Origin of the sequence: Cohnella suwonensis (assembly GCF_042655365.1) — a bacterium.
Lineage (GTDB): Bacteria > Bacillota > Bacilli > Paenibacillales > Paenibacillaceae > Cohnella > Cohnella suwonensis.
Genome location: NZ_JBHSMH010000090.1, coordinates 33,023 through 46,472 on the forward strand (window position 1 = coordinate 33,023; position 13,450 = coordinate 46,472).

The following is a 13,450-nucleotide window of genomic DNA, read 5'->3' on the forward strand; positions in this document are numbered from 1 at the left end:
TGGTGCTTCGTCCCGATTTTCTATATAATCGACAGTACGAACGCAATGGAAAGGAACGTGGCTCGAAATGGAAATGGCGGAAAAAGTAAAGCTGACCTCGTACTCTAGCAAAGGAGGATGCGGCTGCAAAATCGGACCTGCCGACTTGCAGCAAGTCATTCGTTCCCTGCCGCCGGCGATTCCCGATCCGAATCTTCTCGTCGGCCTCGATACGAGCGACGACGCAGGCGTCTACCGGTTGAACGACGAACTGGCCCTCGTTCAGACCGTCGACTTCTTCACGCCGATCGTGGACGACCCCTACGATTTCGGGCAGATCGCCGCGGCGAACGCGATCAGCGACATCTACGCGATGGGCGGCAAGCCGTTAACGGTATTAAATATCGTCGCTTTCCCGATCGGTACGCTGGACAAATCCGTTCTGGCCGATATCCTGCGAGGCGCGGGAGACAAGGTGAGGGAAGCGGGGGCGACGCTTGTCGGCGGGCATTCCATCGACGATAAGGAGCCGAAGTTCGGCCTCGCCGTCACGGGACTCGTCCATCCGGGCAAAGCTCGCACGAACGCCGGCGCGAAGCCGGGCGACAAGCTGATCCTGACGAAGCCGATCGGCGTCGGGATCTTGACGACTTCCATCAAGAAGGATCAATTGAGCGAAGCGGAGATCGCCCGGTTAACGGCCGTCATGGCGACGCTGAACAAGACGGCGGCGGAAATCATGGAGCCGTACGAGGTAAACGCCTGTACAGACGTGACCGGATTCGGGCTGGTCGGGCATGCGCTCGAGATGGCGAAAGGCAGCGCGGCGGGCATCGTGCTGCACGCCGATCGCGTACCGCTGTTGCCTCGCGTCAAGGAATTAGCCGAGAACGGGTTCGTTCCCGGCGGCACGAAAAACAATTACAAGCACGTCGAGGCCGACGTAAGCTTCCCGCCGTCGATGGAGCAAGTCGATCGCTGGATTCTGTGCGACGCGGTGACATCCGGCGGGCTTCTGATTTCCGTCGCGCCGGAGAAAGCGGACGAGCTGTTGGAGAAATTGCTGAAGGCAGGCGTCGAAGCGGCCATGATCGGTGAAGTCACGGAAAAGAACGCGGGCCGAATCACGGTCGTCTAACGAGAGGACGTCTATAACGAATGGTTCACGACATTACGATAGAAGAATGGCTTGCGTTAAGAGAGAAGGGCGAATTGACGTTGATCGACGTACGTTCGCCTTCCGAATACGAAGAAACGACGATACCTGGAAGCGTTAACGTTCCTCTGTTCGACGACTCGGAGAGGGCGGAGATCGGCACGCTGTACAAGAAGACGAGCATTCAAGCGGCTAAAGACAGAGGCTTGGAAGTCGTCTCCGCCAAGCTCCCGGCGTTCATAAGAACCATCGCCTCCATTCCCGGCAAGAAGGCGGTATTCTGCTGGCGCGGAGGCATGCGAAGCCGGACGACGGCGACGCTTCTGTCTCTCATGGACATTCGCGTATCCCGCATCGCCGGAGGGTATCGCGCTTACCGCAAGTGGGTCGTCGACACGCTTGCATCCTTCGATATCAAGCCCGAAGCTTTCGTGCTGCACGGATTGACGGGCACCGGGAAGACCGCGATCTTGCAGGCGATGGCGGAGCGGGGAATCGGCGTGCTCGATCTGGAACGGCTTGCGGGACACCGGGGCTCGATATTCGGAGAAATCGGAATGAAGGCCCGTAATCAGAAGACGTTCGAGTCGCTGCTGCTGGAAGAATTGCTTCGGCTTCGGAACGAACCGTTCGTCGTATTCGAAGCGGAAAGCAGGCGAATCGGAAAAGCGACGCTACCGGACTTCCTCGTGCGGAAGAAGGAGGAAGGCGCGCCGATCTGGATCGAGCTGCCGTTCGAGGAACGGGTGAAACGTATTTTGCAAGATTACAAGCCTTGGGAGCACCCGCTGGAATCGCTGGAAGCGTTCCGCAAAATCAAATCCCGCATTCATACGCCGATAGCGGCGGAGATCGAAACATGTCTGAAAGAAGGCGGGTTCGAGCGCGCCGCTTCGTTGCTGCTCGAATACTATTACGATCCCCTTTACGAGCATACGGCGACCCGGTACGAAGACAAGGAGCGGACAGTCGTCCGCGCGAGCACGATCGAAGAAGCGATCGAGAGCGTGGAGACAATCGTCAGAAACAAAGAGAAAGCATCCGAACGCGGGTAGTCGCGTCTCGTATGCTTTTTTTTGCCGTGATTTCTCCGGGTTGCGCGATTTATTAAAAAATTAGGGTTTACAAAAGGCAAGGCCGTGACCTATAGTAAAGCTGAAAGGTATTTTGCGGTCATGCAACATTTTAACCATCACACACGAAAATATTTTTTTATCCTAAATTTTGCGCAAGGCAAACTTTATTTTACTCGTACAACAATGGAGGCGATGAACATGGCGTTCGATCCGAAACGTCCCGTATCCCGAAGACAAGTATTGAAATGGGGGGCGGCCGGGGCGATGAGCGTCATCGGCGCGACGATGATGAAGCCCGCGTCTTGGTTCGGGGCAAACGCGGACGCGGCTTCGAATTCGCACGAGGGACACTCCGCGAGCGAGCCACTCAAGCATCAGACGATGGCGCACGGCTACGATCCGGGCGACAAGTTGACGGATGGGCTTCAGAGCGCGATCGACGCGCTAACGACGTTCGATTACGGAAAAACCAGCGTACGCGCGGACGGGAAAACGGTAAGGGAATACGAGATCGTGTCCATGGATACCGAGGTCGAGATCGCTAATGGCATCAAGTTCCCCGGGTGGGCGTTCAACGGCACGATTCCGGGCCCGACGATCCGGTGCACGGAAGGGGACATCGTGCGGGTGAAATTCACGAACGGCTCGATGCATCCTCACTCGATTCATTTTCACGGCATCCACGCTCCGAGGATGGACGGTCTCGAGCCGGTGCTTCCGGGTACCGAGTTCGTATACGAATTCGAAGCGAGACCGGCGGGCATGCACGTGTACCATTGCCATATTCCACCGCTCGCGAAGCACATCCATAAAGGGCTGTACGGCAATTTCATCATCGATCCGAAAACGCCGAGAGCGCCCGCCAAAGAACTGAATATGGTCATGAACGGCTTCGATCTGGATCTGGACGGCGCGAACGAAGTATACACGGTCAACGGCTACGCTTTCGCTTTCCAGGCGTATCCGATTCAAGTGAAGGTCGGGGAACTGGTGCGCGTCTATCTCAGCAATCTGACGGAATTCGACCTGATCAATTCCTTCCATCTTCACGCGAATTTCTTCAAGTATTACGAAGTCGGAGCGGATCCCGACGCCCGTCCGATACTGACGGATACGGTCATGCAGTGCCAAGGGCAACGGGGCATTCTCGAGATGACGTTCCCGGAGGCCGGCAAGTATATGTTCCACGCGCACCAGAGCGAGTTCGCGGAGCTCGGCTGGATGGGGTTCTTCGAGGCGAATCCGTAAAGGAAGGAGCGAAAGGACATGGAAACGGAAGCATTGGCGGCCGTCACGGTCGCGAAGCGAAAAACGAGTTGGATATGGGGCGCATTGCCGCTAGTCCTTCTTATTGCCATTATTTATTTGTTGTCGAGCATGGGCACGGGAATCGCCGATAAGTCGGTCGCCCCGATCGAAACGTTAAACATTCAGAAGATCGTTCTGACGGAGGACGGCTTCCACTTGAAAGTGCTCAATTCCGGGCCGGAGGCCGTTACGATCGCTCAAGTCGTTGTCAACGACGCCTTCTGGAACGCGGAATTCAGTCCGGGCGCGACGATCGGACGATTCGAGCAGATCGACGTCCATATTCCGTACGGCTGGGTCGAAGCGGATCCGTATACGATCGTGCTGATGACGACGAACGGCTTGTTGTTCACGGGGGAAGTGCCCGTCGCGGCGCTGACGCCGCAACCGGACGCGAACCGGTTCCTGCAATACGCGCTCATCGGCTTCTATGTCGGCATCGTGCCGGTCGGGCTTGGCTTGCTCTGGTACCCGTTCATGCGCCGGTTCTCCCAACGAGGCATTCAAGCAGTGCTGGCGTTGACGGTCGGCTTGCTCGCGTTCCTCGTCGTCGACACGATCCAAGAAGGACTGGAACTCGGAGCGGAAGCGCCCGGAATCTTCCAAGGTACAGGGCTCGTTTGGTTCGCGGCGTTGCTGAGTTTTCTCTTTCTCGTGGCGATCGATCAGGCGAACGAACGGAAAGGCGCGGCGTCAGGCAAGAAAGTCGCCTATAAGATCGCCGGCGGCATCGGTCTTCATAACCTCGGAGAAGGCTTGGCGATCGGCGCGGCTTTCGCCGCCGGCGAAGCCGCTCTCGGCACGTTCCTCGTCATCGGGTTCACGTTGCATAACGTCACCGAAGGCGTCGGCATCGCGGCGCCGCTGCTCAAGGATCGGCCGAACGGGAGGACGTTCCTGCTGCTCGCCGTCGTGGCGGGAGCCCCCGCCATCGCCGGGACGTGGATCGGCGGTTTCCTCTTTAATCCTACTCTCGCGGCGTTGTTCTTCGGCATCGGAGCGGGAGCGATCGTGCAAGTCGTTTACGTCATTTGCAAGATGATCGCCAGAGAAGCGGGCCAATCGGGCAAACCGACGGTATCTTGGACGAATTTCGCCGGATTGACGCTAGGAATCGCGATCATGTACGCCACGGCGATATTCGTCAATTAACGATCGGGGAGAGGTGAAAGGTTTATGCCATTAAATATCGGAATGACGGGGATGATCTTGCTCGTCTTGATTGCGTTGCTGTTGTTCGGCCCATCCAAGCTGCCGCAACTAGGCAAAGCGATCGGAACGACGATCCGGGAGTTTCGCAGCGGCACGAAGGAGCTCATCGAACCGGAGCAACGCGAGGAGAAGGAGAGCGAACGCTAGGCGGAAGCGATAAGAAGCGGAAGATGAGCAAGGCGAAGAGCCGAACCCCGAAAGGCCGGGGTTTGGCTCTTTTTTTCGTAATTCGATTTGACGTACCCGGATGCTTACAGCATGATGAGAAAGAAGCCATCGCCGGTTCCGGAAATGTAGCCGAGAACGGAAAGGATCGCCATGAAACGCGAATCGACGAACGAATGGAACGAATCGTTATGGTTGGAAGCGAAGAAGCCGTACGAGGAAGGTTTTCCGGAGCGCGGCAGGAAAAACGATCGCATCGTCCGCCGAATGCTGGAAAGAAGGCTGTGCGATCTCCACGTCTGGAGAGAGCGGAAGGAAGCCGTCGCCATGGCGCTTACGGCTTTCGACGCGAGCTCCGGCCTGCTGGTCATCGACTACTTGGCCGTGAGTCTAGCGTGGAGAGGTAATGGAATCGGACAAGCCTGCGTCTCGGATCTCCGCGAATGGGCTTCCGGGATTCCGAATTGCCGAGGCCTCGTCATCGAAGCGGAAGCGGAGGAAACCGAAGAGAACACGGGGCGCGTCGCATTCTGGCGGAAAGCGGGCTTTCGGCTAACCGATTACGTTCATTCGTATATTTGGGTGCCGGAAACGTACCGCGCGATGGTTGCGGGGCTACGAGAAGGGGACGAACCGATATCCGACGGCAAACAGCTTTTCAAGGCGATCACCCGGTACCACGAGAAAGCTTACCGGGGACATAAAGAAAATTAAGAGCCGCGCTTACTACTTCTGCGCATACCCGACCAGTTCGACAAAACCGCTTCCTTCTACGCGATGGCGCCGCCCGTCCGGCGTCCGCGCTTCGACGACGACGGAGCAGACGCCTTCCCAGATGGCGCGCAGCGGCCCGATGATCGGCATTTCCTGATCCGCGAGAAGCGGGAACACGGCAAGCTTCAAGGCGAAGTCCGGCAAGGAAAGCCGCCATTCCGCCGGATAAGTCGCCCCGCTGCGTTCGCTCGTCCACGACTTCGTCTCCAACCATCCGACGCGCTCCGACTCCGCCACCGATCCGTCTCTCCGAATCAGCTTCGCCACCGTATACGGCTTCAAGCCCGGCTTCGCCTTGCGCAGCCGGCTGACGATCAGATCGTTGCCGTCCTTCAGCTGAAAGCCGAACCAATCCCAGCCGTCCCCCAGCAGAAGCCCGTAATTGCGTCCCCACTGATGGTCGAACCAGCCTTCCCCCCATAACCGTTCCGTGCCTTCGGGCGTTCGAAGCTCGCCGGCCACCCGATTGCGCGTGACGGAATAATACCTCAAACCGTTGAGATCGCCTTTCTCGTCGATGAGGGAAATCGGCTTCGCCGGCGTGAAATCGAGCGAGAGATCGGATTCGGGCATCGACAGCGACAACCGGAAATCGGTTCGGGAATCGTCACGGAACGTTAGCCGGTGGCTGCCGTACGAGAGCCGCGTCGGCCGGATGCGAACCTCGGCCGAAGACAAATATCGGTGGGGAGACGGCAGGTCCGTGCCGCTCAGCATCCGTTTGTACAAGCTCCACGTATGCGTATCCCGAGGATTCTTCACCAAGTAAGCGGGCAAGTAGACGCCGGCCATCTGGAAGCCGAGCATTCGGTCGATCTCGGAATGGCATTCGAACCGACCGTCGCCCAGCCGGCGTAACGAATGGATAACGTAGTGGCCTTTCGGAACGGCGAGCTCCCCGACGCGGAAGAAGGAAGCCATCGCGGCGTAGCGGTTGCCTCGGCTCCCCGACAGCAGCGCGTAACCGTACCACCATTCGACGTTCGAGATCGGGTGGCTAGCGGCGTCCTGCGGAAACGAGATGGCTTCGGGCAATCGGTGCACGGCGATCCCTCCTTTACTGAATCAACGTATGTGGGCGCGGAGATAGGGGTGAGTAAGAACCCGATATTCTCGATTGGATCGCCGCTCATACGATAGAAGCAGGAAGATTGTCCATCCTGGACAGTTCGGAGGCTCGCATGAACAAGGTGGAATTGGGCGGAGAAACGATAAATCGATAACGATAATAGAAATCGTCGATTAGGGGATCGTCGTCCTGTTGTGTTAAAATGTGTTCATTGTCATGCAATCATTATCGATTTACGGCGTCAGGAGGCTGGAACATGCAACTCATCGATAAAGCGCACGTGCAAGCGATGATCGATCGGCTTGCCGGTCAAGACTTGTACATTCATCTGGAGATGACGATGGGAGCGTACGCATCCCACGTAGATAGTTCGAAACATCCGGCCGCGACGTTTATCTCGAATGCCGTCATCCGTTACGGGAACGGCTCGATATCCGGCAAAGGTCCTTTTCGCGTCGGCTTGAAGACCGAGCAAGGCTGGGTGTATTCGGAAGGGTTGACCCATTACGAGGACGAAGACCGTGAACGTCTCATTCTGGCGGGCCACGACGGCCAAGGCAAGCTGATCGTCGCGCTGCAGCTGAGCCGGGAACCGTTCTGACGGACAGAGGAGAGGAGACATAAGCATGGATAAACGCATATTGGTCGTCCTGCCTCATCCCGACGACGAAGCGTTCGGCGTGTCCGGAACGCTCGCCAAGGAAATCAGAGGTGGAGCGCAAGTGACTTACGCCTGCCTGACGCTTGGGGAAATGGGGCGCAACATGGGCGTTCCGCCTTTCGCGACTCGGGTTACGCTGCCTGCCATCCGCAAGCTGGAGCTCGAAGAATCTTGCCGCGCGATCGGCATACAGGATTTGCGCATGCTCGGGTTCCACGATAAGACGATCGAATTCGAAGACAAGGCGAAGCTGGACGGCAGCATTCTAGCCCTCGTGGAGGAAATCGATCCGACGCTGATCATTACGTTCTATCCGGGTTATAGCGTGCATCCCGATCACGACGCGACCGGAGAAGCGGTCGTCAGGGCGATCGGCGGCCTTCCCGCGAACAAGAGACCGCCTGTTCATTGCGTGGCGTTCTCCAAGAACCACGAGGACGACATCGGCCGGCCGGACGTCGTCAACGACGTGCAAGATTTCCTGTCCCACAAGATGGCGTCCATCCGCGCCCATCGTTCGCAGTTCCAAGCGGCGGAGCTTCTCGGCAACAAGAAGATGCCGGACAAGGACATCCGCGACCGGTTCGGTACGGAGCACTTCTGGACGTACCGGTTCGACGATTAAGAAGTATACAATAGACATGCAGAAGTCAGCCGGCCTCCCGGCTGGCTTTTTTTCGTTCGAAATCCCCGAGAAAAGAATGTATGATTATGGAAACGAAAAAGATTTGAGAAAAACATTCGAACGGATGTCGATTTCGGAGGCGGCCGTTCGTCGTCTACATGTGGGAGCACACAGAACGATCCGTAAATTACTCTCTGGAGGTAATTCGAATGAGATTCATGATGATCGTAAACGCGACGAAAGATTCGGAAGCGGGAGTCCCGCCAAGCCAGGAGTTGATCGACGCGATGATGAGCTACAACGAGGAATTGATCAAAGCGGGCGTATTGGTTGCGGCCGACGGCCTACATCCGAGCGCGAGCGCGATACGCATCTCCTATCCGGATCCGGGCGGCAAGCCGAAAATCATCGACGGGCCGTTCACCGAGGCGAAGGAGATGATCGCAGGTTTCACGATGATCGAGGTCAAGTCGCGGGAGGAAGCGATTGAATGGGCGCTTCGCATGCCGGATCCCCACGGCTTCGGGGAAGGCCGTATCGAGCTTCGCCAAGTGTTCGAGCCGGAAGATTTGACGGACGACGCGGAATCGATCGCCAGAGAACGCGCGATGCGCGAACAGCTTAAACATTCATGACGCAGACCGCCGTCCACCGTTCGATCGACGCGATCTGGAGAATCGAATCGGCCAAGCTCATCGCCGGTCTGGCTCGCATCGTTCGCGACGTCGGACTGGCGGAAGACTTGGCGCATGACGCTCTCGTCGTCGCGCTGGAGAAGTGGCCGCAGACCGGCATTCCGGACAAGCCGGGCGCCTGGCTGATGACGACGGCGAAGCGGCGCGCGATCGACTTGTTGCGCAGGGACAAAACGCGAGAGCGCAAATACGAGGAGTTCGGCCGTTCTCATCCGCTCTACACCGAGGACGACGTCGATTTGGCGCTCGACGGGGAGATCGGCGACGACTTGCTTCGTCTTATTTTCACGACTTGCCATCCGGTTCTCTCGAGAGAAGCGCGAGTGGCGTTGACGCTCCGGTTGCTCGGAGGTTTAACGACGGACGAGATCGCACGCGCGTTCCTCGCGACGGAGCCGACGATCGCGCAACGGATCGTGCGGGCAAAGAAGACGTTAAGCGCCGCGAACGTGCCTTTCGAGATGCCCGCGGCCGAAGAGATCAAAGATCGGTTGTCGACGGTGCTCGAAGTCATTTACTTAATGTTTAACGAAGGTTACGCGGCGACGTCCGGTAACAGTTGGGTCCGTCCGCTCCTCTGTCGGGAAGCGCTGCGGCTCGGACGGATTCTTGCGGCCAGCGCGCCGTCGGAACCGGAAGCGCAGGGACTCGTCGCGCTGATGGAAATTCAATCGTCGCGATTCAAGACGAGGGCGGACGCGAACGGCGATCCGATTCTTCTCATGGATCAAAACCGGGCCTTGTGGGATCGTCTGCTCATCCGCCGCGGATTGGCCGCGCTCGCCAAGGCGCGCGCGTTAGGCCGTCCGCTCGGCCCGTATGCGCTTCAGGCGGCGATCGCCGCTTGCCATGCCGAAGCCCGTACCGCGGCCGAGACGGATTGGGTACGCATCTCGGCGCTCTACGAAGCGCTAGCGAGGGCGATGCCGTCTCCCGTCGTCGAATTGAACCGGGCTGTCGCCATCTCGATGGCTTTCGGTCCGCAATTCGGGCTTCGGCTCGTCGACGAATTATCGGACGAACCGTCGCTGAAAGACTATCACTTGCTGCCGAGCGTCAGAGGAGACTTGCTGCTCAAGCTCGGACGCTTGGACGAAGCGAAGGCGGAGTTCGAACGGGCGGCGGCGCTTACCCGCAACGAGCGGGAGCGCGCCCTTCTGCTCAATCGCGTTGCGGCATGCTCCTCGCCGTCATGACTACTGTTATAACATCTCGAAAATATTTTACGCCGGTTGTCGATTTCGCGGTTTCCCGTTCGTCGTATAAGCAAAGGGGGGGACTAATTGCGATTTCTATTGCTGGTCAAGGCAAGCGGACATTCGGAAGCGGGGCTGAAGCCGAGCGCGACGATCGAGGAAGCGATGAACGCCTTTCGCGAACGATTGGCAGGCGCGGGCGTGCTCGTCGCTTCGGATGAGCTGGAGACGAGCGCCAGCGGCGTCAGAATTTCTTATCCGAAGGCGGGCGAGGGGCCGGTCGTCACGGTCGGTCCGTTCCCGGCGCGGGAACGGGGGATGGTCGCCGGGTATACGGTGATCGACGTCGGGACGCAAGAAGAAGCGATCGAATGGGCGATGCGGATGCCGGATCCGAACGGATACGGGGAAGGAAATATCGAGCTTCGACAAATCAAAACGAAAACGGGAGGCTATTAACGATGACAACGAAATTAATACCGTACCTCATGTCCGAGGACGCAAGAAAGCAAGCCGGGTTTTACGCGCAATCGCTGGGAGGGGAAATCCAATCGGTCATGACGTTCGGCCAGATGCCGAATACGCCGGAAGCTGATAAGGACAAGGTCATGCACCTGGCCGTCGAAGTGGCGGGCGGTCTGACGATCTTCATGTCCGAAGCGTACGGCGGCTCCGTCGACGGAGAAATTCTCGACACGTTCGGCGTCACTTGGATGGACGCGACCCAATAAACTTACTTATCGGAATAGAAGGGGAGAATCGGATATGAACGAAGAAGTGATCGCGTTTATCGACGGGCTGAACGAGCCTTGGCAGAAGGAAATCAGCAATGGACTTCGGAGCGTCGTGCACGAAGCGATACCGGATTTCCAGGAACGGATGCAATACAAGAAGCCGCATTTTCTGAAGAACGGCAAATATGCCGCGGTCATCAGCGCTTCGAAGGACGCGGTCAGCTTTACGATCTTTAACGCGACGGGGCTCGACGTTCCCGCAGGGTTCGACGGCCCGCCGGAGCGGAAGACGATCAAGCTGAAAAAAGGTCAAGCGGCCGACTATGGTTTATTGTCATCTTTGGTTAAACAAGCTTCGGCTTCGCTATAACGAATAGACGATCCGAACCCGCCTGCTCAAGGCGGGTTTATTCTTATGCGGATATGCGGAAAATAGGCGGAGAAGACAGGGGGTGCGCGAATGCGGATCGTATTTCTCGGCACGAGCGCCGGTAGGCCGACGAAGACGCGGAACGTCACGTCCGTCGCGTTGCTGCTCGGACGGCATAACCGATTTTGGCTGTTCGACGCGGGAGAGGGGACGCAGCATCGGCTGCTCGCGTCCAAGCTGAAGCTGAACAAGTTGGAAAGGATATTCATTACCCATCTGCACGGGGATCATCTATACGGCTTGCCGGGACTGCTGACCAGCCGATCCTACTTCGAAGGAGCGGGACCGCTGCGGCTGTTCGGCCCGCCCGGCATTCGGGAATATATCGACTGCGCGTTCAAGACAAGCGAAGCCCACCTGGACTACGAGCTGGACATCGTCGAGATCGAAGCGGGCACGATCGCCGAGGACGAAGGCCATAAGGTGGAAGCGCTCGAGCTGGAGCACCGGATTCGCTGCTTCGGTTATCGCGTAACCGAACGTCCGGTTCCCGGGCAACTCGACTTGGCCGCGTTGGCGCGTCTCGGCGTGCCGTCCGGTCCGCTGTTCGGCAAGCTCAAGCGCGGGGAAGACATAAGCATGGCGGACGGAACCGCGGTCCGATCCGCCGAAGTCGTAGGGCCGCCGATCCCGGGACGCACGGTCGCCATTCTCGGAGACACGACGCCTTGCGCCAACGCCGTCATGCTGGGGAAAGACGCGGACGTTCTCGTTCACGAAGCGACGTTCGCGGCGGGGATGGAAGAGAAGGCGCTCGCCTACGGGCATTCGACCGTTAGGGATGCCGCCGGGATCGCCGCGGAGGCCGGCGCGAAGCGACTGATCGTAACGCACATCAGCTCGCGGTTCGACGACGAGGCGGTGGCTCGGATGATCGACGAAGTGAAGGACGTATTTCCGAATATCGAAGCGGCCGAAGATTTCTACGAGACGGACGTCGCCAAGAATTGAATGCGGGCCGAAGATTAATTATACTTAGTTCACTTGACTCGAAAGGAGGAGGGTACGGATGACAATCGTTGATTGTCGGACTAGCGGCACTCATGCAAAGCCCGGTACGGAGGCGATACTTTGCGTGAGGCGAGACGAAGCGGTACCCTATCGCCCCGAATAAGCAAGGATTGTTCCTTGCCGGCTTTGCACCCGTTCGGTACGAATACGAATAAAGGGGCTGAGTCGCGATGCGCGAACCATTTATCGCAAACCATGATTTCAATTTTATTAAGAAACAAGCGGATCAATTACTGCATGCAGTTAGAACGGTAGCCGACCGCAAAGTGCTGTCGTCTGCCAGATCGGGAGCGGAAGCGAGCATTTTCGACTTATTCCCGGAACTGCCGGACGACGCGAGAGAACGGTTAGGTTCGATCGCGAAGCTGGAAAAGGCCGAGGACTTCAAACGGTATCTCGATGAGCTCGAGCCTTATCGAACGGAATTTCCGCCGATATCAAAGGATATGATTTTGAAGCTGTTCCCCAAGAGCAAGAAACTCGCCGTTCCCGACCTGGCGGGAATCGACAAAAGGTTAGTCACTTATTTGAACTGGCTGGACGTGGCCGCTAACCGGTCGTACATCGTCTATCCGATGGACGGGCGATTCGTCGGCATCGAAGGTCGGATGACGCCGACGAACAAGAAGAGTTATTGCTTCGTCTGCAATCGGTTCGAGGAGATCGGCTTGTTCACGGCCGTGTCGAAGAAGAGGCCGGCCAACGCGTCGCCGGACTACTATAAGGCGCTCGGCCAATATTTGTGCGTACACGGGCAAGAGTGCAACAAGAACATTACGGATACGGCTTCGCTCGAGAGGTTCATTCGGGAATTGATCTTGTAATATCGCATGAAAAAACGGCATTTCGGAGTTGCAATTCCGAACTGCCGTTTTTTCTCGCGTTTAGAAGTCTTGGGAAATCATGAAATAGAGAATGACGATCGGGATCAGCGTGGCCGCGATGCCGAATATCGCCCAATTGCGGGAGGCGTTCTTGTACGCTTGGGAAAGGGTGCCGGATGCGAGGGAAGCGGCGCTATGACGGATCATCGCGCGTTGCAACGGGAGAAGGAACGCGATCCAGATCACGCCGGTAATCGCGAACAGGACGAGAGAAGCGGTCAGCCAATTCAATCCGGACATCGGCAAATCCGCCTTAACGGCCATCGCGTTGCCGGAAGCGATAAGGAGTACGAGTCCGGGCAGCGTAAAGACGTAATCCGCGAGCATGACGTTCTTGACGGCTTGATGGACGACGGCCGCGTCTTTCGTCGCGTCGGCCCGGATTTTCCAGAAAGCCGCCGTGACGATGTTGCCGAGGAACAAGACGACGCCGATGACGTGAAGCGTTAACCAAACGTTCATGAAGATCTCTCCA

At 57.6% G+C, this 13,450-nt stretch carries 17 protein-coding genes; 15 read left to right on the forward strand and 2 right to left on the reverse strand.

The window, feature by feature from the left end; all coding sequences use genetic code 11:
* Nucleotides 1-73 precede the first annotated feature (73 nt).
* From selD to ACFPPD_RS20615, 6 genes are all read left to right on the forward strand, one after another.
* Nucleotides 74-1,117 (forward strand): selenide, water dikinase SelD, encoded by a 1,044-nt coding sequence (selD, locus tag ACFPPD_RS20590; protein ID WP_378083242.1) that lies wholly within the window; start codon nt 74-76, stop codon nt 1,115-1,117.
* Between the two features lie 20 nt (nt 1,118-1,137).
* The gene (gene mnmH, locus ACFPPD_RS20595; RefSeq protein ID WP_209746043.1) at nt 1,138-2,190 is read left to right on the forward strand and encodes a tRNA 2-selenouridine(34) synthase MnmH; all 1,053 of its coding nucleotides are present in this window, start codon (nt 1,138-1,140) and stop codon (nt 2,188-2,190) included.
* Between the two features lie 219 nt (nt 2,191-2,409).
* Nucleotides 2,410-3,459, forward strand: coding sequence for a multicopper oxidase domain-containing protein (locus ACFPPD_RS20600; protein WP_378083129.1), 1,050 nt, complete (start codon nt 2,410-2,412; stop codon nt 3,457-3,459).
* Between the two features lie 18 nt (nt 3,460-3,477).
* On the forward strand, nt 3,478-4,671 hold the full coding sequence (locus tag ACFPPD_RS20605) for a ZIP family metal transporter (protein ID WP_209746045.1): 1,194 nt from the start codon (nt 3,478-3,480) through the stop codon (nt 4,669-4,671).
* A 24-nt stretch (nt 4,672-4,695) separates the two neighbouring features.
* Nucleotides 4,696-4,878: a twin-arginine translocase TatA/TatE family subunit gene (gene tatA / locus ACFPPD_RS20610; RefSeq protein ID WP_209746047.1), complete on the forward strand. Its 183-nt coding sequence runs from the start codon at nt 4,696-4,698 to the stop codon at nt 4,876-4,878.
* Nucleotides 4,879-5,049: 171 nt separating this feature from the next.
* Nucleotides 5,050-5,610 (forward strand): GNAT family N-acetyltransferase, encoded by a 561-nt coding sequence (locus ACFPPD_RS20615; protein WP_209746049.1) that lies wholly within the window; start codon nt 5,050-5,052, stop codon nt 5,608-5,610.
* Nucleotides 5,611-5,622: 12 nt separating this feature from the next.
* On the opposite strand, the gene ACFPPD_RS20620 is transcribed toward ACFPPD_RS20615, so the two are convergent.
* Entirely contained in the window at nt 5,623-6,714 is a 1,092-nt protein-coding gene (locus ACFPPD_RS20620; protein WP_209746052.1) for a lipocalin family protein, read from the reverse strand.
* Between the two features lie 281 nt (nt 6,715-6,995).
* Here ACFPPD_RS20620 and ACFPPD_RS20625 point away from each other — a divergent pair, with 281 nt between their 5' ends.
* The 9 genes from ACFPPD_RS20625 to ACFPPD_RS20665 all read left to right on the forward strand — a co-directional run bounded on the left by ACFPPD_RS20625 (nt 6,996) and on the right by ACFPPD_RS20665 (nt 12,915).
* Nucleotides 6,996-7,340 carry a YojF family protein gene (locus ACFPPD_RS20625; protein ID WP_209746054.1) on the forward strand — a complete coding sequence of 115 codons (345 nt, stop codon included), beginning with the start codon at nt 6,996-6,998 and terminating at the stop codon, nt 7,338-7,340.
* A gap of 25 nt (nt 7,341-7,365) precedes the next feature.
* A complete protein-coding gene (gene bshB2 / locus ACFPPD_RS20630) occupies nt 7,366-8,025 on the forward strand; it encodes a bacillithiol biosynthesis deacetylase BshB2 (protein ID WP_209746056.1) in 660 nt (219 codons plus the stop codon).
* A gap of 209 nt (nt 8,026-8,234) precedes the next feature.
* A complete protein-coding gene (locus tag ACFPPD_RS20635) occupies nt 8,235-8,660 on the forward strand; it encodes a YciI family protein (protein ID WP_209746058.1) in 426 nt (141 codons plus the stop codon).
* Nucleotides 8,657-9,916, forward strand: a complete 1,260-nt coding sequence (locus ACFPPD_RS20640) for an RNA polymerase sigma factor (RefSeq protein WP_209746061.1) — start codon at nt 8,657-8,659, stop codon at nt 9,914-9,916. The genes ACFPPD_RS20635 and ACFPPD_RS20640 overlap by 4 nt, the downstream gene beginning before the upstream one ends.
* Nucleotides 9,917-10,003: 87 nt before the next feature.
* A complete protein-coding gene (locus ACFPPD_RS20645) occupies nt 10,004-10,375 on the forward strand; it encodes a YciI family protein (RefSeq protein WP_209746063.1) in 372 nt (123 codons plus the stop codon).
* A 2-nt stretch (nt 10,376-10,377) separates the two neighbouring features.
* Entirely contained in the window at nt 10,378-10,647 is a 270-nt protein-coding gene (locus ACFPPD_RS20650) for a VOC family protein (protein ID WP_209746066.1), read from the forward strand.
* A 34-nt stretch (nt 10,648-10,681) separates the two neighbouring features.
* A complete protein-coding gene (locus ACFPPD_RS20655; RefSeq protein ID WP_209746068.1) occupies nt 10,682-11,020 on the forward strand; it encodes a DUF1801 domain-containing protein in 339 nt (112 codons plus the stop codon).
* 90 nt (nt 11,021-11,110) lie between these two features.
* Nucleotides 11,111-12,031 (forward strand): ribonuclease Z, encoded by a 921-nt coding sequence (rnz, locus tag ACFPPD_RS20660; protein WP_209746070.1) that lies wholly within the window; start codon nt 11,111-11,113, stop codon nt 12,029-12,031.
* A 230-nt stretch (nt 12,032-12,261) separates the two neighbouring features.
* Nucleotides 12,262-12,915, forward strand: coding sequence for a FusB/FusC family EF-G-binding protein (locus ACFPPD_RS20665; RefSeq protein ID WP_209746072.1), 654 nt, complete (start codon nt 12,262-12,264; stop codon nt 12,913-12,915).
* 60 nt (nt 12,916-12,975) lie between these two features.
* Here the strand turns inward: ACFPPD_RS20665 and ACFPPD_RS20670 are convergent, their stop codons facing one another.
* Nucleotides 12,976-13,437, reverse strand: a complete 462-nt coding sequence (locus tag ACFPPD_RS20670; RefSeq protein ID WP_209746075.1) for a DUF2269 family protein — start codon at nt 13,435-13,437, stop codon at nt 12,976-12,978.
* Nucleotides 13,438-13,450: the final 13 nt, after the last annotated feature.

Excerpts from the sequence above, each read along its gene's own strand:
- selD (WP_378083242.1), top strand. The coding sequence starts at position 74 with ATGGCGGAAAAAGTAAAGCTGACCTCGTACTCTAGCAAAGGAGGATGC.
- mnmH (WP_209746043.1), top strand. The coding sequence starts at position 1,138 with ATGGTTCACGACATTACGATAGAAGAATGGCTTGCGTTAAGAGAGAAG.
- ACFPPD_RS20600 (WP_378083129.1), top strand. The coding sequence starts at position 2,410 with ATGGCGTTCGATCCGAAACGTCCCGTATCCCGAAGACAAGTATTGAAA.
- ACFPPD_RS20605 (WP_209746045.1), top strand. The coding sequence starts at position 3,478 with ATGGAAACGGAAGCATTGGCGGCCGTCACGGTCGCGAAGCGAAAAACG.
- tatA (WP_209746047.1), top strand. The coding sequence starts at position 4,696 with ATGCCATTAAATATCGGAATGACGGGGATGATCTTGCTCGTCTTGATT.
- ACFPPD_RS20615 (WP_209746049.1), top strand. The coding sequence starts at position 5,050 with ATGAAACGCGAATCGACGAACGAATGGAACGAATCGTTATGGTTGGAA.
- ACFPPD_RS20625 (WP_209746054.1), top strand. The coding sequence starts at position 6,996 with ATGCAACTCATCGATAAAGCGCACGTGCAAGCGATGATCGATCGGCTT.
- bshB2 (WP_209746056.1), top strand. The coding sequence starts at position 7,366 with ATGGATAAACGCATATTGGTCGTCCTGCCTCATCCCGACGACGAAGCG.
- ACFPPD_RS20635 (WP_209746058.1), top strand. The coding sequence starts at position 8,235 with ATGAGATTCATGATGATCGTAAACGCGACGAAAGATTCGGAAGCGGGA.
- ACFPPD_RS20640 (WP_209746061.1), top strand. The coding sequence starts at position 8,657 with ATGACGCAGACCGCCGTCCACCGTTCGATCGACGCGATCTGGAGAATC.
- ACFPPD_RS20650 (WP_209746066.1), top strand. The coding sequence starts at position 10,378 with ATGACAACGAAATTAATACCGTACCTCATGTCCGAGGACGCAAGAAAG.
- ACFPPD_RS20655 (WP_209746068.1), top strand. The coding sequence starts at position 10,682 with ATGAACGAAGAAGTGATCGCGTTTATCGACGGGCTGAACGAGCCTTGG.
- rnz (WP_209746070.1), top strand. The coding sequence starts at position 11,111 with ATGCGGATCGTATTTCTCGGCACGAGCGCCGGTAGGCCGACGAAGACG.
- ACFPPD_RS20665 (WP_209746072.1), top strand. The coding sequence starts at position 12,262 with ATGCGCGAACCATTTATCGCAAACCATGATTTCAATTTTATTAAGAAA.
- ACFPPD_RS20670 (WP_209746075.1), bottom strand. The coding sequence starts at position 13,437 with ATGAACGTTTGGTTAACGCTTCACGTCATCGGCGTCGTCTTGTTCCTC.